Origin of the sequence: Synechococcus sp. 8F6 (assembly GCF_002252665.1) — a bacterium.
In the GTDB taxonomy this organism is placed as follows: Bacteria; Cyanobacteriota; Cyanobacteriia; order PCC-6307; family Cyanobiaceae; genus Cyanobium_A.
Map to the genome: position 1 here is coordinate 112,076 of NZ_NQKZ01000002.1, position 16,866 is coordinate 128,941.

The following is a 16,866-nucleotide window of genomic DNA, read 5'->3' on the forward strand; positions in this document are numbered from 1 at the left end:
CGTGGATAGCGCCAGCCAAGCCGCCAGCAACCAGCCGCCCGTGCTCACCTTCGAAGGCAAGCGCTACGACCTCAACAGCCTTCCCGATGAGATGAAGGAGCTGGTGCGGGGCATGCAGGTGGCCGATGCCCAGCTGCGCATGCACGAAGACACCTTGAAGGTGCTTGCCGTGGGCCGCCAAGCCATGGCCAGCCAGCTCAACGACAAGCTGCAAAACATCATCCCCCTTCCCTGAAAAGAGGGGTGATCTGATGGGGGTGGGCTCTAGCTCACCACCTTCTGGGCTTCCTTGATTAGCTCCTCAGGCAGGGTCACCCCAATCGCTGCGGCGGTGGCCTTGTTCACCATCAACTCAGTTTTGGTGAGGGGCTCGAAGGCCATTTTGGCCGGCGATTCTCCCTTCAATACCCGCACCGCCAGCTTGCCTGCTGCGTAGCCGTCATCGAAGTAGGCCCAGCCGATCGTGGCCAGGCAGCCGGGCAGCTTGATGTCGTCGGCATCCACCGAATACACGGGGATCTTCTTCTCGAGACCCACCTTGGCAATCGAGCCGAAGCCCTGAATCGTGGCGTAATCGCCGATCTTCACGAAGGCCTCGACCTTCTTGTCGGCCAGCACCTGGGCGGCTTGCAGCACTTCGCCGGAGTTGGCCACCGACTGCTCCACAACGGTGATGTTGCGTTTGGCCGCCTCCTCCTTGAGCACCTTGGCCTCGTATTCGGAGTTGGGCTCGCCGGGGTTGAAGATCAGACCCACGGTTTTGAGCTCAGGGTTGATTTGGCGAGCCAAATCGAGCTCCTTGCCCACCGGGTTGGTGCCGATCGTGCCGACCACATTTGGCTTGTGCTGCCCCACGCCACCCGGGGGCGTGCCGGCACCGGCACCCCAGGGATTGGAGCAGTAGCAGAACACCACCGGAGTGGTTTCTGGGGCCACCTTCATGGCGGCCTGCAGGGGCGGGGTGCCCACCGCCAGGATCATGTCCACCTGGTCGCCCACAAACTGCTTCATCACCAGGGTGGTGTTGGGCATTTCGCCGGCCGCATCCTTCTGGATGAAGTTGACCGTTTTGCCAGGTATGTAGCCCGCTTCTGCCAGGGCCGCTTCGAAGCCCTTGCGGGTGTTGGTCGGAGGCGGAGCTTCCACCATCTGCAGCATGCCGATGGTGGGGCCTTTCACCTTGGCGCCACCACCGAGCTTGCCGCAGGCGGAGAGCACCACCGTGCTCACAGCGCCAGCCCCAACCAGGCTCAGAAATTCACGACGCTGAAGACCCATCTGGGGCACTGGAAGACTGCGGCGCAACTATGGCGGCGCCATACATCGACCGCAATGCGGCCGGGTCGAGATGTTCACGCTCGGCAGCATTCCAATCGCCAATCAAGCCACCCTCATGGAGCATCACCAACCGGTCGCCGTGGCTCAGGGCCTGCTCGAGGCTGTGGGTCACCATCAAGGCGGTGGTGCCCAGCTGGCGCACCAACCTGTCGGTGAGCGCCATCACCGTTGCTTCGGCCCGGGGGTCAAGGGCAGCGGTGTGCTCATCGAGCAGCAGCAGATCCGGGGAACCCAGGGTTGCCATCACCAGGCTGAGGCTCTGGCGCTGTCCTCCGGAAAGTTGACCCACCGGTTCATCGAGCCGGTCGGCCAGGGGCAAGCCCAGCTCGCCCAGCAGCTCGCGGTAGCGCCTGCGGTCGCCGCCATTGGGATGAATGCCACCAAAGGCACTAATCAAAAAACCTGCTGCAAACCTGGCTGGCCTGTTGCGCCGCTCCGCCAGCCGCAGGTTTTCAGCCACGGTAAGCCCCGGACATGTGCCCTCCAGAGGGTTTTGCATCACCCGGCCAATCCAGCAGGCCCGCTGGTGATCTCGCAGGCGGTGCAGGGGGCGGCCGCCCAGGTGGATACGGCCGGCGCTGTGGCGCAGGGTGCCAGCCACCAGATTGAGCAGGGTGCTCTTGCCGGAGCCGTTGCTGCCAATCACCACCAGAAACTGACCCGGGGGGCAGCTCAGCGAGAAACCGCTGAATAATTGGCGCCAGCCCGATCCCGGCAGGGGATGGCCCCAGCTGAGCTCCTCAACGCTGAGGCCCGGGACGCTGAGAGCAGGGGCGCTGAGAGCAGGGGCAGAACTCATTGCTCCTGCCTCCCCTGGTCTGCCGAAAGCCCAGGTATGCGCAGCCGCCCGAAGGCCAGGGCGATCAGCAGCAGCAGGGCCGTTGCCAACTTGAGATCAACCGGTTCGAGGCCCAACTGCAGGGCGATGGCGATCATGGTGCGGAACAAAATCGCCCCCACCGACACCGCCAGCAGGGCCCAGGGCAGCGAGCGGGGCCGCAGCACCGATTCGCCAATGATCACCATGCCTAGTCCCAGGATCAGCGAGCCGATGCCCATGGTCACGTCGGCAAAGCCCTGATAGGTGGCAACCAGCGCCCCGGCCAGGGCCACCAGACCATTGGCAGCAGCGATTCCCACCGTGAGCCCGCGGCGCTGGTTGATGCCGTTGGCGCGGGCCATGGTGGGGTTGTTGCCCAGGGCGCGCAAAGACAGGCCGAAATCGGTGGCCAGCAGGAAGGAGATCAGCAGGATCATCCCAAGCGTCGCCAGGGTTAATCCCACGGCCCACTGACCATCTAGGCCCAGGCCCAGGTCGGGCAGGGCCAGAATTCCAGCTGGGGTTTCAGACAGGGGGATGTTGGAGCGCCCCATCAGTCGCAGGGTGATCGAATAAAGGCCGGTGGTGGTGAGGATGCCGGCAAATAGATCATTCACCCCCAGCCGGGTGTGAATCAGGCCAGTCACCGTGCCCGCCAGGCAGCCAAACAAGATCGCCAGCCCCAAGGCCACCGGCACCGGGGCGCCCTGACTGATCAACACGGCAGCGGTGCCACCACCCAGGGCAAAGGACCCGTCCACCGTGAGGTCTGGGAAGTTGAGGACGCGCAGGGTTAGGTAGGTGCCCAGGGCCAGACCGGCATAGGCCAAGCCCTGGTCGTAGGCACCAATCCAAAGGGAAAACATGGCTGCATTGTGCCTAGCAGCAGCCTCTTGGCTTAAGCCAAGGGGGCAAGATCCTCGAAACGAAACACCTGGCGGCCGGCCGGCGTGTCGCCATGGGCAGCGGTCTCAACCACCCGCTCGCTCAGCACCCAGGGGCCCACCCGAGCCAGGGGCACAAAGGTGTCGGTGAAACGGCTGATGCCCCCCTTGGCTGCGCCAGTTGCTGGATCGGCGTACTGGCTGGTGTAGCTGCGGCTCAGGTAGCCGCTGCCGGTGTCTGTTGTGCTCTCGGTGAAGATCGTCACCACGGTGCCATGAATGTGGCGATGCACCATCGTCACCACATTTGCCTTGATGCGATAGCGATCGCCTTCGTTTTTGCCGCCCACGATCACCTCAGTGCCCACCGCGTCGGTGTCGCCGGCGCTGAAGGTGTTGGCGCCGTGGGTTTGCTCAAAGCTGCGCCGCACCCGGTGGATCGCCACCTCCCACAGTTGGGAGGCCAGGGCCTTGTGAATCTCCTCATCGGCGACGCCAGTCACCGTGGCCTTGAGGTCGGCGCCCACCACGAAGCTGCCCTCGACCTTCTTTTCGTCTTGCTCCCAGATGCAGCGGCCCTGATAACCACCGAAATCCGGCTCCCAGGTGTAGCGATTTTCATAGGCGGCCCGGAAAGCCGCCGTGCAGTCGCTGCCTGAGGTGATCTGGTTGCTGACCTGGGTGCTGGCTGTCAAAGCGGGATCTATCGGGCCCCCAACCCTAACGAGTGAGTCCGGGGTGGATGTCCTGCAGGGCATTCACCTCAATGGTCTGCTGCTGCAACGCCGTGATCGCCTCGACAGCGGCCCTAGCCCCGGCCAGGGTTGTCACCGTCGGCACGGCGTAGTCGAGGGCGGCCCGACGCAGATATTTGTCGTCGTGGGCGGCCTGGCGGCCGATCGGGGTGTTGATGATCAGCTGAATGCGGGCCGAGCGGATCGCATCTTCAATGTTGGGCCGGCCCTCATGCACCTTGAGGATTGATTCCACCTGCAGGCCAGCAGCCCGAAGGGCCTCGGCGGTGCCACCGGTGGCGATCAGGGCAAAGCCCAACCCCACCAGCCGCTCAGCCACGGGCAGCAGGGCCGGCTTGTCGCGGTCGTGGGTGGAGAGAAACACCGTGCCACTGGTGGGCAGGGCCTCCCCTGCGGCTAACTCGGCCTTGGCATAGGCCATGCCGGCACTGCTGGCGATGCCCATCACCTCGCCAGTGCTGCGCATTTCAGGGCCCAGCAACGTGTCGGAACCCGGGAAGCGCTTGAACGGCAGCACCGCCTCCTTCACCGTTTGCAGAGGCGGGATGGGCTCGGCCGTGAGCCCCAGCTCCGCCAGGGTGCGGCCGGCCATCAGCTGGCTGGCCACCTTGGCCAGGGGCACGCCGGTGGCCTTGGCCACAAACGGCACCGTGCGGGAGGCGCGGGGGTTGGCCTCGATGATGAACACCCGCTCGCCCTGCTCCGGGTCGTTCTGCACCGCAAACTGCAGGTTGATCAAGCCGCGCACCCCGAGGGCCAGGGCCAGGGCACTGCTCCACTCGCGGATCGTGGCCAGGGCCGCCTGGCTGAGGCTCACCGACGGCAGCCAGCAGGCCGAGTCGCCCGAGTGGATACCCGCTGGCTCGATGTGCTCCATCACGCCGCCGATCACCACGACGCCGTCGCCGTCGCAGAGGGCATCCACGTCCACCTCAATGGCGTTATCGAGGTATTGGTCGATCAGCACCGGGTGGTCGGGCTCCACCTGCACCGCTTCCACCATGTAGCGGTTGAGCTCGGCTTCGTCGTAGACAACCTCCATGGCGCGCCCGCCCAGCACATAACTGGGGCGCACCACCACTGGATAGCCCACGCGCGCGGCGATGGCCCGGGCCTCGGCCTCACTGCGGGCCAGACCATTGCGGGGCTGGCGGATCTCCAGGCGGCGCAGGATCGCCTCAAACTGCTCCCGGTCTTCGGCGGCGTCGATCGATTCGGGGGAGGTGCCCCAGATGCGGGTGCCGGTGGCCAGCCCCTCGGGTGAGGCCAGCCAGCGCAGCAGCGGGATCGCCAGCTTCAGCGGTGTCTGGCCGCCGAACTGCACGATCACCCCCTCGGGATGCTCCACCTCAATCACGTTGAGCACGTCTTCGAGGGTGAGCGGTTCGAAATAGAGCCGGTCGCTGGTGTCGTAGTCGGTCGACACCGTTTCCGGGTTGCTGTTCACCATCACGGTGGCGAAGCCCTCGGCCTGCAGGGCGAAGGAAGCGTGGCAGCAGCAGTAGTCGAATTCGATGCCCTGGCCGATGCGGTTGGGACCGCCACCCAGGATCATCACCTTGCGGCGGCTTTCCGGCTGCACCTCGTTTTCAGGCGGCACGATCTCCAGCCCACCAGCCGCATTGAGCCGCTCCAGCGGCCGCTCGTAGGTGGAGTAGTGATACGGCGTGCTGGAGGCAAACTCCGCCGCACAGGTGTCGACAGTTTTGAACACGGCGTTGACCCCAAGAGCCTGGCGGTGGCGGCGCACCTCCAGCTCCTGGCTGCCAGTGGCCCAGGCGAGCTGACGATCCGAAAAGCCCAGCTGCTTGAGCTCGAGCAGGGCCGGAGCCTCGAGCTCCGCCAGCTGGCGGCCCGGCAGCAGCCGTTGCTCGGCCTCGAGGATGCGGCGCAGCTTGGCGAGAAACCAGGGATCGATGGCGCTGAGCTGATAGATCTCATCGTCGCTGCGGCCGGCGAGCATCGCCGCGCGCACGGCGAAGATCCGCTCGGGGGTGGCGGTGCGCAGGGCCCGCTCCAGCTCAGTGGGCTCCCAGCTGGCATCGGGCCGGTCGCAGCCCCAGCCGGCATGGCCTGTTTCCAGGGAGCGCAGCGCCTTCTGAAACGACTCCTCAAAGCAACGGCCGATCGCCATCGCCTCACCCACCGACTTCATCGAGGTGGTGAGCACCGCCGGGCTGCCGCGGAACTTCTCGAAGGCGAAGCGGGGAATCTTCGTGACCACGTAATCGATCGTGGGCTCGAAGCAGGCCGGCGTGGCACCGGTGATGTCGTTGACGATTTCGTCAAGCGTGTAGCCGACCGCCAGGCGGGCGGCGATCTTGGCAATCGGGAAGCCCGTGGCCTTGGAGGCGAGCGCCGAGGAGCGGCTCACCCGCGGATTCATCTCAATCACCACCACGTCGCCGTTGGCGGGGTTGATGGCGAACTGAATGTTGCTGCCGCCGGTGTCGACGCCGATCTCGCGGATGATCGCGATCGACTGGTCGCGCAGCCGCTGGTATTCGCGGTCGGTGAGGGTCTGGGCCGGAGCGACGGTGATCGAATCACCGGTGTGCACCCCCATTGGGTCGAGGTTTTCAATGCTGCACACGATCACCACGTTGTCGGCGGTGTCGCGCATCACCTCCAGCTCGAACTCCTTCCAGCCGAGCAGCGACTGCTCGATCAGGATCTGGGAAACGGGGCTGGCCTCCAGGCCGCTCTTGCAGAACGCCCGGAACTCCTCGGGGTTGTAAGCGATGCCGCCGCCGCTGCCGCCCAGGGTGAAGGCGGGGCGAATGATGCGCGGATAGCTGCCGATGGCCTCGCCCACCCGTTCGGCCTCCTCCAGCGTGTTGGCGATGCCCGAGGGGCACACCGCCACGCCGATGCGCTCCATCGCCTGCTTAAAGAGAAGCCGATCCTCCGCCTTCTGGATGGCCTCAAGGTTGGCGCCGATCAGCTCAACGCCGTGCTTAGCCAGGGTGCCGTTCTGGGCGAGGGCGACGGCCAGGTTGAGGGCGGTCTGACCGCCCATGGTGGGCAGCAGGGCATCGGGCTTCTCGATCTCGATCACCCGAGCCACCACCTCGGGGGTGAGCGGCTCGATGTAGGTGCGATCCGCCATGTCCGGATCGGTCATGATCGAGGCCGGGTTGGAATTCACCAACACCACCTCAAAGCCTTCGGCGCGCAGGGCTTTGCAGGCCTGGGTGCCGGAGTAATCAAATTCGCAGGCCTGGCCGATCACGATCGGACCCGAGCCCAGCAGCAGGATGCGCCTCAGGTCCGTGCGGCGGGGCATGGGTTATGCAAGCCAAACCCGCCCAGCCTCTCACGGGCCCCCCAGGCCCCACCCCGCCAGCCCAGTTCAGCAGACACCCCCAGCCGCTGGGGGGAGAATCGCTACCCTGGTCTTCAACGTGGTTACGCGCCCGATGAGCGAACTCCAGCGCCTGAAAGGGCTGCTGCCTCCCGAACTGCAGAGCTGGGTGTTTGTGGAAGCGGCCGCCTCGGTGGAGCCGCCCCTGATCACCATCGAGGAAATCGGTCGCGACGAGGTGGAGGTCCAGGTGGATCTGGAGAAGTGGGATGCCCTGGCGATCGACCACCGCAACCTGCTCTTCTGGCATGAGGTGGGCCGCATCCAGAACGACACCGTGCCCCGCGACGGTTGGGAGATGGCCGCCCTGGCCATCGGCCTGGGTGGGGCCATTGGCGAGCTGTGGGTGCAGGACGGTCTGTTGTTGGTGATGGCCCTGGGGCTCTCCGGCTTTGCCGGCTACCGCCTGTACCTCAAGAACAACTCCGAGAAGCGCCTGCAGGACGCCATCGCCGCCGATGAGCGGGCCATCGACCTGGCCACCCGCTTCGGTTACAGCCTGCCCAATGCCTACAAGAGCCTGGGGGGCGCCCTCAAGGAGCTGGTGGAGCAGACCCGCAAGAAGAAAAAGCGCACCTTCTACGAAGACCGGCTCGAGGCCCTGCGCAAGAGTGCAGGCAAAGCCCGCGCCGAAATGGCCCAGCAGCAGGGCTCCCGCCAATCGGTGACCAGCGAGAACGTCTATGGCTGAGCCCCAAGCAACCGACCTGGACAGCAAGCAGTTGGCCCAGCTGGCCGCTGAAGCCTGCGACGACCGCAAGGCCGTCGACATCCGCTTGATCCGGGTGGATGAGGTCAGCTCCCTGGCCGACTGGTTTGTGATCTGCAGCGGCCTCTCCGATGTGCAGGTGCGGGCCATCGCCCGCTCGGCGGAGGATCAGATCGAAGAGACCACAGGCCGGCTGCCCCTGCGCCGCGAAGGCCAGAAGGAGGGCCGCTGGATGCTGCTCGACTACGGCGAGGTGATCGTGCACGTGCTCACCCCCAGCGAACGCACCTATTACGACCTTGAATCCTTCTGGGGTCACGGTGAACAGGTGGGCTTCGTATCGTCAACGCAAGCCGTTTCGTCCTGAGCGCCATGCCTTGCCCGGTGCCGCCCGAGCAACGGCCCCTGCAGGAATACGAGCAGTTGCTGGCGTCCTGGTTTTTCGTGTGGCCCTCCCAGAGCCTGGCTGGGCTGCTGCGTCCTCTGGCCACCAGCTGGCTGCTGCTGCTTCCCGTCACGGTGCTGGTGGCCAGGGGCAGCTGGGTGCTGCGCCACCACCCGGCCCAGTTGGTGCTGGCGGGCATGGTGGCGGCCGTGGCCCTGCCGATCCTGCTGCTGGTGCGCCAGTGGCTGGGCTGGACCTACGTCCACCGGCGCCTGGTCTCCGAGCGGGTGGAGTACGAAGAATCCGGCTGGTACGACGGCCAGGTGTGGGAGAAACCCCTGGCCTGGCGCCAACAGGACCTGCTCGTCGCCCAGCACCAGGTGCAGCCCGTGCTGCGGCGGCTGCAGCAGGGTGCGGCGCTGGCGGTGATCCTGGCCTTGGCGGGGGCCAGCCTCTGTCAGGCTCTGTGAGATCGGTTCCCGGGCTTCTGTGACCCTGTCCTCCAGTTTTGGTGGCACTTCCCGCGGGGGCGTCCCTCCCCTGGAGGTGCGCCTGCTGCGCAACGGCATCGTCGAATCCCGCCACCGGGTTCATGCCGTGGTGTGCGACGGCCGGGGCCGGGTGTTGATGCGGGCCGGTGATCCCCAGCAGCTGAGCTTCGTGCGCTCCGCGCTCAAGCCCTTCCAGGCCACCGTGTTTGTGAGCAGCGGCGCGGCGGAGCAGTGCAACTGCGGTGAGCGGGGCCTGGCCATCGCCTGCGCCAGCCATGCCGGCACGGCCATGCACGCCCGCGAAGCCTTCAAGCTGCTCTGGGGTTCGGAGATCGAAGCCGAGCAACTGCAGTGCCCCGTGCCCGACTGCGGCAGCAGCCCCCTGGAGCACAACTGCTCCGGCAAGCACGCGGCCTTTCTGGCCACCTGCCGCCGCCTGGGCTGGAGCACCGAGAGCTACCTGCAGAAGGAGCACCCCCTGCAGCAGGAGGTGCTCAAGCGCGTGGGCGATCTGCTCGCCCAGCCCGCCGCCGAGCTGCTCACCGCCCGCGACGACTGCGGCGCCCCCACCCTGCAGCTGCAGCTGGCCCAGATGGCCCTGCTCTATGCCCACCTGGGTGCCGGCAGCCAGGCCGACCTGGAACGGCTCAGCCGGGCCATGCTGGCCCACCCGGAGCTGGTGGCGGGTGAGGGGCGCTTCGACACTGAATTGATGCGCCGCGGCCACGGCCAGGTGGTCAGCAAGGGCGGTGCCGAGGGCATCCAGTGCCTGAGCCGCGTCGGCGAGGGCATGGGGGTCGCGATCAAGGTGGAGGACGGCTCCGCCCGGGCCAAACATTCTGTGGCCCTCCACCTGTTGGAGCAACTCGACTGGCTGACGCCGATGACCCTGGAGGAGCTGCGCAGCCAGTTCTTGCAGCCGGCTCCCCATCTGCGCCTCGAGGTGCTCGGGGAGCTGCGCTTCGACTGACCCGCTTGACGGAACCAGCTGGACGGGCCACACCGACTGGTATGGTTGGGAAGTCGACGCGGGGTAGAGCAGTCTGGTAGCTCGTCGGGCTCATAACCCGAAGGTCGCGAGTTCAAATCTCGCCCCCGCCACCACATCCTCGAAACCCCGGCAGCCCCCTGTCGGGGTTTCGTTTTGGTTGGCCCGGGGATGGCCCACGCCCCGATCCACCCTCTGTGCCGCCCCGCCCGATGAAGGCCCCCACCCCAATGCGCCAACCGGACGCCATCGTTGTGGGCTCCGGTGCCACCGGCGGCGTGGCGGCGATGGTGCTGGCGGAAGCGGGGTTGCAGGTGCTGGTGCTTGAGGCGGGCCCCGACCTGTCCTCCCGCCAAGCCTTCGGCAGTGAACCGCTGAACACGGCCCGGCGCGTCGCCCACATCGCCAGCGGCAAGCAGCGCTTGCAGCGCCACCACCCGGGGTTCTGGAAACACAACCCCAACCTGTTCGTCGATGAGCAGCGCAACCCCTACTCCACTCCCAACGATGCACCGTTTCTGTGGAGTCGCGGGCGACAGGTGGGGGGCAAAAGCCTCACCTGGGGCGGCATCACCTTGCGCCTCTCCGACTACGAATTTCAGGCAGCAGAACGCGATGGCCAAGGGCCCGGCTGGCCCATCGGCAGTGCCGACCTCGCCCCCTACTACACCCGGCTCGAGCAACTGCTGGAGGTGCATGGTGCCTGCGACGGCCTGCCGCAGTTGCCCGATGGCCACTTTCTGCCGCCCCTGCCCTTCACCCCGGGAGAGCAGCATCTGCAGGAGTGCATCGGCCGCGATCTCGGTCTGCCCCTGATCGCCTCCCGGGGCTTCAACCTGCACCGGGGCCCGGGCTGGCCCCGCTCCTCCAGCCAGGGCCGCACCCTGGCCCGGGCCCTCGCCACCGGCCGCACCCAGGTGCGCAGCAACGCCGTGGTGAGCCATCTGCTGCTCGATGGCAACCAGGCCAGGGGTGTGGTGCTGGTGGATGGCCGCACCGGATCCCAGGAGCGGATCGACGCGCCACTGGTGGTGCTCTGCGCCTCGACGATCGAAACGCTGCGGATCCTGCTGCACTCCAGTGAGAGCCAGCAGCGCGGCGGCTTGATCGACCCCTCGGGCAGCCTCGGCCGCTACCTGATGGACCACATCTCCAGCAGCCGCTTCTTCTCGATCCCCGATGTGGCTGCCCCCGGCGGGGCGGTGGAGCTTTCAGGGGCGGGCAGCTGCTTCATTCCCAACACCGTCAACCTGGAGCCCGGCAGCGAGGTCGGGTTCCATGGCGGCTACGGCCTCTGGACGGCGCTGCAACGCTTTGATCCACCCGCCCTGCTGCAACGCCGCCGCGGCGAGGCGGTGGGCTTCCTAATCGGCCACGGCGACGTGCTGCCCAACGCCGACAACCGGGTCACCCTGAAAACCGAACAGCGCGATGCCTGGGGGCTACCGACCGCCCACATCGCCTGCCGCTGGGGTGAGAACGAGCGTCGCCTGGTGGCCCACATGCACCAGCGCATGGCGGCCGTGGTGGCCGCCGCTGGAGGGCAGATCCGGCCGATCGAAGACCTGTTCGTGCTGCCCCTGCTGGAGCCCTGGATCCGCAGCAGCCTGGCGGTCAGGCCCGAGGCACCACCCCCCGGCTACTACATCCACGAACTGGGCGGCGCTCGCATGGCCACCAGCGCCGAGGACGGCGTGGTGAACCCCCTCAACCAGTGCTGGGGGGCGGCCAACGTGCTGGTGGTGGATGGCGCCTGCTGGCCCCGTGCCGGCTGGCAGAGCCCCACCCTCACCGAGATGGCGATCACCTGGCGTGCCTGTGAAGCCGCCGCCAGCCGCCTGCGCCGGGGCGACTAGAGATCCGGGCCCCGTCGGCCAGAAAAGTTGTCGTCTCACGATCCGGTGTCGATCGCCACAAACGACGCTGGACATGCTGCGCACAATGACTATGCGACCTGTCACAGGGTCGGGCAAGGGAAACTCAGGCGGAGGTTGGCCCCTCCGCTTTTTTTTGCGCCAATTCCGCGCAAACCCTCAGCGGCGCAGGAACAGGCCGTTGAGGTAGTGCTGGGTGACCCCCTGGTCGCTGCAGCCGTTCTGGAACAGGAAGCTGGCCAGGGCGGAGGAAATCAGACGGTATTGGTCCCAGTTGGGATGGTCGTTGAGGAACTCCCGCATGCCCTCGAATAGCAACTCCGGCACCTCGGCTTCGAGGCTGATGCAACATGCCTCCGGCTCGATGCAGCATGCCTCCGGCTCGATGCAGCGTTCCAAGTGACTGCGCTCGGTGCTCATGGAGGACGACCAATGGCTGGGGAAGGCCCCCTAGTACGCCACACCAACGGCGGGTGCGTCAAAGCGCTGCAGCTGGCTCGCCCCCGCGCCAATCCAGCCTGAGATTGCCTGTGCTGACGGACACCTGGAGCACCCAACCAGCACCGCCTGGCGAAGTAGGCCACTTCGGGCTGGAACTGTCAAGGCGTGCTTGAACAAAAGCGGATATTCCCCAGAGCCACGGCCCCAACGGGCTCAACGAGCCCGTTTCTGGGGAAAAACCCCAGGAAAACGGGGGAAAACAGAGGCCAAATGGGGAAAGCGTCGACAGATCAGCAAGCCTGATGCACTCGAGTCTCGCAAGACGCTGACCGCGCCGAGACCAATGAGCTGCTCGAAACACCACGGAATTCTTCCGAATTGGCGCCCTTGATCACCAGTCCCTCACCCCTCAGGTGGCACCGCCTGGGCGGAGGGTGCGGGGGCCGAGGGGATGGTCGGCGTGGGGGTAGGGCGGATGGTGATGGCCGTGATCGTGGCTGTGCCCAGACCCGTGGTCGTGGTTGTGAGCATGGCCACCGAGGGGAATGGGCACCCCATCGGGCTGACAGGCGCCGGTGCATTCCCGCTCACAGAGATCACAGCCGTCGGTGAGCCCCTCCACGTGGTGGTGGTGGCTGTGCTGCGGCGCCCCCACTTCGGTTTCAAAGCCGAGCACCTGGGCGCGGTATTTGCACAGCGAACAGTTCATGTTGGAGTCCCCCCGCACCACCTCGGCCACCCGTTCCACAAAGGTGTCGAGCACCAAGGGGTGATCGGCCAAGTACGACGCCTTCACAAACTCCACGTCGGGATGGTCCTGGGCCACCCGATCGGTGTGCTGCTGAATCCGGCTCACCAATACCCCCGAAAAGAGGAAATAGGGGAACACGACAACCCGCCGGTAGCCCAGCCGCACCACATGGCGCAGCCCAGGCTCTACCAGCGGGAATGTGACGCCCGAATAGACCGTCTCGCCCCAACCGAAACCGAGGCCTTCCACCAGCATCCGCGTCACCTTGGCGACGTTGGAGTTGGCATCAGGATCGGACGAACCCCGTCCCACCACCACCAGCAGGGTGTCGTGCAGAGGCACAGCGTCGCCGGCCTGCTCGAGGGCTTCGCGGATCCGGGCTCCAGCCGCCTGAATCATCTTCAGATCGACCCCGAGCTCCCGGCCGTAGTCGATGCGCAGGCCCGTCTCGGCTGCGTAGGTGTTGAGCACCGACGGGATGTCGTTCTTGGCATGCCCAGCGGCGAACAGCATCGCCGGCACCGCCAGCACGTGGCTCACGCCTCTGGCCCGCAGCGCCTCCAGGCCATCGCGCAGGATCGGTCGGGCAAATTCCAGGTAGCCGTAGTCCACGGGGACCGCTGGCAGAAGCGCCTGTAGGCCCCGGGCCAACTGGGCGAATTCAGCCACCGCCAGCCGGTTGCGGCTGCCATGGCCGCACACCAACACCCCAATCGGTCCATGGGGACCATCCCTGAGGTCGGGGCTGGGAAGGGAAGCCATGGCCGTTCACACCTGTTGCGACCCTATTCCGGCAGCCCATCACGGGCGGCACCGGGCAGGATGGGGACATTCAGGCCGCCCACGCCGCCATGGCACTGCGCCTCCCCCCCTACAAGCCGTTGCCGGCTCCCAAGCCGGGATCGGCGCTGGTGGAGGTGCCGATCGCCCAGCTGCGGCCGACCCAGCTCTGCGTGGGACTGGCGGAAGTGCACAGCCGGCTGCGGGATTTCAGCGCTGAAAATGCCCGCGAACGGCGCTCCTATCTGGGCAGCAAGCCGGTGCCCCTGGTGCGGAACCGCCGCGGCGACGTTTGGATGGTCGACCGCCACCACCGCCTGCGGGCCCTGATCGAGATGGAGCCGGAGGCCACCGCCTTTGGCTATCTGGTGCTGGAGCTCGACACCGACGACCACCACGACGTGCTCGAGGCCCTGCACCGCCGCGGCTGGCTCTACCTCTATGACGGCCGCGGGCTTGGCCCCCTGGCCCCCTCAGCCCTACCCGAAATGCTCACCGGTCTGCAGGACGACCCCTACCGCAGCCTGGTGTGGAAGCTCAAGCAGGAAGGGGTGCTGGCACCCGCCCCGCTGATTCCCTTCCACGAATTCCGCTGGGGGGCCTGGTTGCGCAGCCGCCCCCTGCCGCCCTTCAGCTCCGAGCAGCTCGAGCCCGCCCTGCCCCGCGCCCGGGCCCTGGCCCGCTCCAGTGCCGCCTCCCACCTGGCGGGCTGGAAAGGCACGCCTTAATCCCCGCGCCGCGTGATCGCAAGCTGGCTCAGCGAGACCCCCCTGGCGGTGTTTGCCCTGCTGCTGGGGGTGAGCGTGTTGGTGCCACCGCTGGTGCGTCGGCTCCATCTGCCAGATCTGGTGGGTCTGCTGATGGCCGGAGTGCTCATTGGCCCCTTCGGCCTCGGCTGGCTGAACCAGGAGGAGCCCACGGTGAAGCTGCTCTCCGATGTGGGCGTGATCTACCTGCTGTTCATCGCTGGGCTGGAGATTGACCTGGCTGAATTCGCTCGCATCCGCCTGCGCTCCTTCCGCTTCGGTCTGCTCACCTTTGCTCTGCCGATGGCCGGCGGCTTGCTGCTGGGGCTGGGCTTTGGCTACTCCCTGCTGAGTGCCGTGCTGATCGGCTCGATCCTCTCCTCCCACACCCCCCTGGGCTACCCGATCGTGCGCAGCTACGGGGCCATGCGGGAGGAAGCGGTCACCGTCGCCATCGGCGGCACGATCCTGACCGACATCGCCGCCCTGGTGGTGCTGGCCCTGTGCATGGGCCTGGCCCGAGGAGATCTGACCGCATTTGCAGTGGTAGCCCTACTGCTGCGGGTGGTGGTGTACGCCGTCCTGGTGGTGCTGGTGATCACCCGCGTGGGCAAGGCCCTGGTGCAGCGCAACGTCAACAACGACAGCCCGTTGTTTGTGGCGGTGCTGCTGGCGGTGTTTCTGGCGGCCCTCGCCGCCGAACTGGCCGGCGTGGAAAAGATCGTGGGTGCCTTCCTGGCAGGCCTGGCTGTGAATGCGGTGTTGCCGGAAGGGCGGGTGAAGGAGCAGGTGATCGTGGTGGGAGCCACCCTGTTCATCCCGGTCTTCTTCATCGACCTGGGGCTGATGCTGAATCTGCCGGTGTTTGCCCGCACCATGGCGGGATCGCTGTTTGCCCTGCTGCTGATCGCCATCCTGATCGGCAGCAAGGGGCTCGCTGCCTGGTGGGCCGGACGCCTCTATCGCTACAACGGCATCCAGATGCTGACGCTGTGGTCGCTGTCGTTGCCCCAGGTGGCTGCCACCCTGGCCGCCACTTTCGTGGGGTTCCGCGGCGGGCTGCTGGATGAGCAGATGCTCAACAGCGTGCTGGCCCTGATGGTGGTGACGGCCAGCCTGGGACCCTGGCTCACCGCCCAGGCGATGCCCCGGTTGGGGGCAGCGGCAGCTGCCGCTTTAACGCCCGCCAACGACGGCCAGCTGGCCTTGCGGCGGAGGGGTTTGGCGGTGCTGGTGCCGATCGCCAACCCGGAGCAGGAGCGACGTTTGCTGGAGCTGGCCCGCCTGCTGGCTGGGATCGACACCGCACCTGCAGGCCGTGCACCCGCAGGCCGGTTGCTGCCGCTCAAGGTGGTTGCCCCTGAGCGGGCCGCAGCCGGCCGCGCCTGGCTGCAACAGGCCCAGGCACAACCAGTGGGCGAGCGTCTGCTGCGGGTAGACAGTGATGGAGCCCTGGGCATCGCCCGGGTGGCCCTCGAGCAGGACGCAGATCTGGTGGTGATGGGGCTGGCAGCACCCGACCACCTGGGCCGCCGGCTCTTGGCTGACTGGCTGTTTGGCGATCTGGTGGATGCCACCTGCCGCCTGGTCTCCTGCCCGGTGGTGGTGGCCCGTCTGCTGCAAGACCCCTGCGCCAGCCAACGCCTGCTCGTGCCCTTCAAGGACCTCGGCGCCGCTGCCCTGGAGCAGTTCCAGCTGGCCGAGCGCCTCGCCACCAGCAGAAGCCAAGCCGGAGCCAGCACGGCAGCCCAGGCTCGAGCGACGATCACCGTGCTGCACCTGCACGACCCCCACCTGCCGGCTGCCGAGCGCGATCAGCTCCACACCCGCCTGCAGCGCTGGGGCGAAGGGCCGGTGCCGGTGGAGGTCGTGCTGCAGCCGAGCCAGGCCATCGAGGCTGATCTGCTGGCAGCCAGCGCCAGCCACGACCTGGTGATCCTGCGCTCCCAGCGGCGGGTTGTGGCCGGCCTGCCGATTGCCGCGAGCGACCGGGTGGGTCGGTTGCTGCGCCGCCTGAACTGCTCCACGCTGGTGATCAGCGATCCCCTGCGCAGCTGATGCCCTACCGCCACCTGCTCGTGCCTACCGACGGCTCCGAACTCTCCGGCAAAGCCGTGCAGCAGGCCGTGGAGCTAAGCCAAAGCCTCGGGGCGCGACTCACCGTCTTTCACGTGCAGACCAACTTCCCGATCTCTCTGGTGGGCGTGGGCGAACTGGTGGATCCCCACACCGTGGATGCACTGGTGACAGCTGCTCGGGACAACGCCCAGCAGATCCTGGCGGAAGCCGCGGCCGTGGCCCAGGCCGCGGGGGTGCCCTGCGACCAGGACACCGTGGTGCACGCCCTGCCCAATGCGGCAATCGTGGAGGCCGCCGGCCGCCATGGCGCCGATCTGATCGTGATGGCCTCCCACGGCCGCCGCGGGCTGGAGGGGATGCTGCTGGGCAGCGAAACCCACCGGGTGCTCACCCACAGCGCTTGCCCGGTGCTGGTGGTGCGCTGAGACCTATACGCTGCCCCCCAGTGCAGTAGGCGAGCC

General features: G+C 66.9%; 16 protein-coding genes and 1 tRNA gene. 10 read left to right on the plus strand and 7 right to left on the minus strand.

Annotation, left to right across the window (positions count from 1 at the left end; genetic code table 11):
- The first annotated feature begins 1 nt into the window (after position 1).
- Positions 2-235, plus strand: coding sequence for a DUF6447 family protein (locus CJZ78_RS02600; RefSeq protein WP_094559337.1), 234 nt, complete (start codon positions 2-4; stop codon positions 233-235).
- A gap of 29 nt (positions 236-264) precedes the next feature.
- Here CJZ78_RS02600 and CJZ78_RS02605 read toward each other — a convergent pair whose 3' ends face one another.
- Genes CJZ78_RS02605 through carB form a run of 5 tightly spaced genes read right to left on the minus strand, consistent with a single transcriptional unit; the run spans position 265 to position 7,083 of the window.
- Positions 265-1,278, minus strand: a complete 1,014-nt coding sequence (locus tag CJZ78_RS02605; RefSeq protein ID WP_094559463.1) for an ABC transporter substrate-binding protein — start codon at positions 1,276-1,278, stop codon at positions 265-267.
- Positions 1,259-2,137 (minus strand): ABC transporter ATP-binding protein, encoded by an 879-nt coding sequence (locus CJZ78_RS02610; protein ID WP_094559338.1) that lies wholly within the window; start codon positions 2,135-2,137, stop codon positions 1,259-1,261. The genes CJZ78_RS02605 and CJZ78_RS02610 overlap by 20 nt, the downstream gene beginning before the upstream one ends.
- Positions 2,134-3,024: an ABC transporter permease gene (locus CJZ78_RS02615; protein ID WP_094559339.1), complete on the minus strand. Its 891-nt coding sequence runs from the start codon at positions 3,022-3,024 to the stop codon at positions 2,134-2,136. Before CJZ78_RS02615 ends, CJZ78_RS02610 begins: the two co-directional genes overlap by 4 nt.
- A 32-nt stretch (positions 3,025-3,056) precedes the next feature.
- Entirely contained in the window at positions 3,057-3,737 is a 681-nt protein-coding gene (locus tag CJZ78_RS02620; protein WP_233128424.1) for a DUF3386 domain-containing protein, read from the minus strand.
- Between the two features lie 25 nt (positions 3,738-3,762).
- Positions 3,763-7,083 (minus strand): carbamoyl-phosphate synthase large subunit, encoded by a 3,321-nt coding sequence (gene carB / locus CJZ78_RS02625; protein WP_094559341.1) that lies wholly within the window; start codon positions 7,081-7,083, stop codon positions 3,763-3,765.
- 133 nt (positions 7,084-7,216) lie between these two features.
- Here carB and CJZ78_RS02630 point away from each other — a divergent pair, with 133 nt between their 5' ends.
- From CJZ78_RS02630 to CJZ78_RS02655, 6 genes are all read left to right on the plus strand, one after another.
- Positions 7,217-7,852: a DUF3318 domain-containing protein gene (locus CJZ78_RS02630; protein WP_094559342.1), complete on the plus strand. Its 636-nt coding sequence runs from the start codon at positions 7,217-7,219 to the stop codon at positions 7,850-7,852.
- A complete protein-coding gene (rsfS, locus tag CJZ78_RS02635; RefSeq protein WP_094559343.1) occupies positions 7,845-8,237 on the plus strand; it encodes a ribosome silencing factor in 393 nt (130 codons plus the stop codon). Before CJZ78_RS02630 ends, rsfS begins: the two co-directional genes overlap by 8 nt.
- 5 nt (positions 8,238-8,242) lie before the next feature.
- A complete protein-coding gene (locus tag CJZ78_RS02640; RefSeq protein ID WP_094559344.1) occupies positions 8,243-8,725 on the plus strand; it encodes a CGLD27 family protein in 483 nt (160 codons plus the stop codon).
- A gap of 19 nt (positions 8,726-8,744) precedes the next feature.
- Positions 8,745-9,716 (plus strand): asparaginase, encoded by a 972-nt coding sequence (locus CJZ78_RS02645; protein ID WP_094559345.1) that lies wholly within the window; start codon positions 8,745-8,747, stop codon positions 9,714-9,716.
- Positions 9,717-9,773: 57 nt separating this feature from the next.
- A tRNA-Met gene (locus CJZ78_RS02650) sits at positions 9,774-9,850 on the plus strand.
- 96 nt (positions 9,851-9,946) lie between these two features.
- A complete protein-coding gene (locus tag CJZ78_RS02655; RefSeq protein WP_094559346.1) occupies positions 9,947-11,590 on the plus strand; it encodes a GMC oxidoreductase in 1,644 nt (547 codons plus the stop codon).
- Between the two features lie 177 nt (positions 11,591-11,767).
- On the opposite strand, the gene CJZ78_RS02660 is transcribed toward CJZ78_RS02655, so the two are convergent.
- Both CJZ78_RS02660 and CJZ78_RS02665 read right to left on the minus strand, forming a co-directional pair.
- The gene (locus CJZ78_RS02660) at positions 11,768-12,028 is read right to left on the minus strand and encodes a DUF2811 domain-containing protein (RefSeq protein ID WP_094559347.1); all 261 of its coding nucleotides are present in this window, start codon (positions 12,026-12,028) and stop codon (positions 11,768-11,770) included.
- Positions 12,029-12,458: 430 nt separating this feature from the next.
- Complete coding sequence (locus tag CJZ78_RS02665; protein WP_094559348.1) at positions 12,459-13,562, minus strand: sirohydrochlorin chelatase; 1,104 nt, start codon at positions 13,560-13,562, stop codon at positions 12,459-12,461.
- Positions 13,563-13,651: 89 nt separating this feature from the next.
- On the opposite strand from CJZ78_RS02665, the gene CJZ78_RS02670 reads away from it, so the two are divergent.
- From CJZ78_RS02670 to CJZ78_RS02680, 3 genes are read left to right on the plus strand one after another with little or no spacing between them, the layout of a single operon-like run.
- Positions 13,652-14,308 carry a ParB-like protein gene (locus tag CJZ78_RS02670; protein WP_094559349.1) on the plus strand — a complete coding sequence of 219 codons (657 nt, stop codon included), beginning with the start codon at positions 13,652-13,654 and terminating at the stop codon, positions 14,306-14,308.
- A 12-nt stretch (positions 14,309-14,320) separates the two neighbouring features.
- Positions 14,321-16,384: a cation:proton antiporter gene (locus CJZ78_RS02675; protein ID WP_315860010.1), complete on the plus strand. Its 2,064-nt coding sequence runs from the start codon at positions 14,321-14,323 to the stop codon at positions 16,382-16,384.
- Complete coding sequence (locus CJZ78_RS02680; RefSeq protein ID WP_094559350.1) at positions 16,384-16,830, plus strand: universal stress protein; 447 nt, start codon at positions 16,384-16,386, stop codon at positions 16,828-16,830. The genes CJZ78_RS02675 and CJZ78_RS02680 overlap by 1 nt, the downstream gene beginning before the upstream one ends.
- Positions 16,831-16,866 lie beyond the last annotated feature (36 nt).

Coding starts and splice junctions, on each gene's coding strand:
- CJZ78_RS02605 (WP_094559463.1), bottom strand. CDS start 1,278: ATGGGTCTTCAGCGTCGTGAATTTCTGAGCCTGGTTGGGGCTGGCGCT.
- CJZ78_RS02610 (WP_094559338.1), bottom strand. CDS start 2,137: ATGAGTTCTGCCCCTGCTCTCAGCGCCCCTGCTCTCAGCGTCCCGGGC.
- CJZ78_RS02615 (WP_094559339.1), bottom strand. CDS start 3,024: ATGTTTTCCCTTTGGATTGGTGCCTACGACCAGGGCTTGGCCTATGCC.
- carB (WP_094559341.1), bottom strand. CDS start 7,083: ATGCCCCGCCGCACGGACCTGAGGCGCATCCTGCTGCTGGGCTCGGGT.
- CJZ78_RS02630 (WP_094559342.1), top strand. CDS start 7,217: ATGAGCGAACTCCAGCGCCTGAAAGGGCTGCTGCCTCCCGAACTGCAG.
- rsfS (WP_094559343.1), top strand. CDS start 7,845: ATGGCTGAGCCCCAAGCAACCGACCTGGACAGCAAGCAGTTGGCCCAG.
- CJZ78_RS02640 (WP_094559344.1), top strand. CDS start 8,243: ATGCCTTGCCCGGTGCCGCCCGAGCAACGGCCCCTGCAGGAATACGAG.
- CJZ78_RS02655 (WP_094559346.1), top strand. CDS start 9,947: ATGAAGGCCCCCACCCCAATGCGCCAACCGGACGCCATCGTTGTGGGC.
- CJZ78_RS02660 (WP_094559347.1), bottom strand. CDS start 12,028: ATGAGCACCGAGCGCAGTCACTTGGAACGCTGCATCGAGCCGGAGGCA.
- CJZ78_RS02665 (WP_094559348.1), bottom strand. CDS start 13,562: ATGGCTTCCCTTCCCAGCCCCGACCTCAGGGATGGTCCCCATGGACCG.
- CJZ78_RS02670 (WP_094559349.1), top strand. CDS start 13,652: ATGGCACTGCGCCTCCCCCCCTACAAGCCGTTGCCGGCTCCCAAGCCG.
- CJZ78_RS02680 (WP_094559350.1), top strand. CDS start 16,384: ATGCCCTACCGCCACCTGCTCGTGCCTACCGACGGCTCCGAACTCTCC.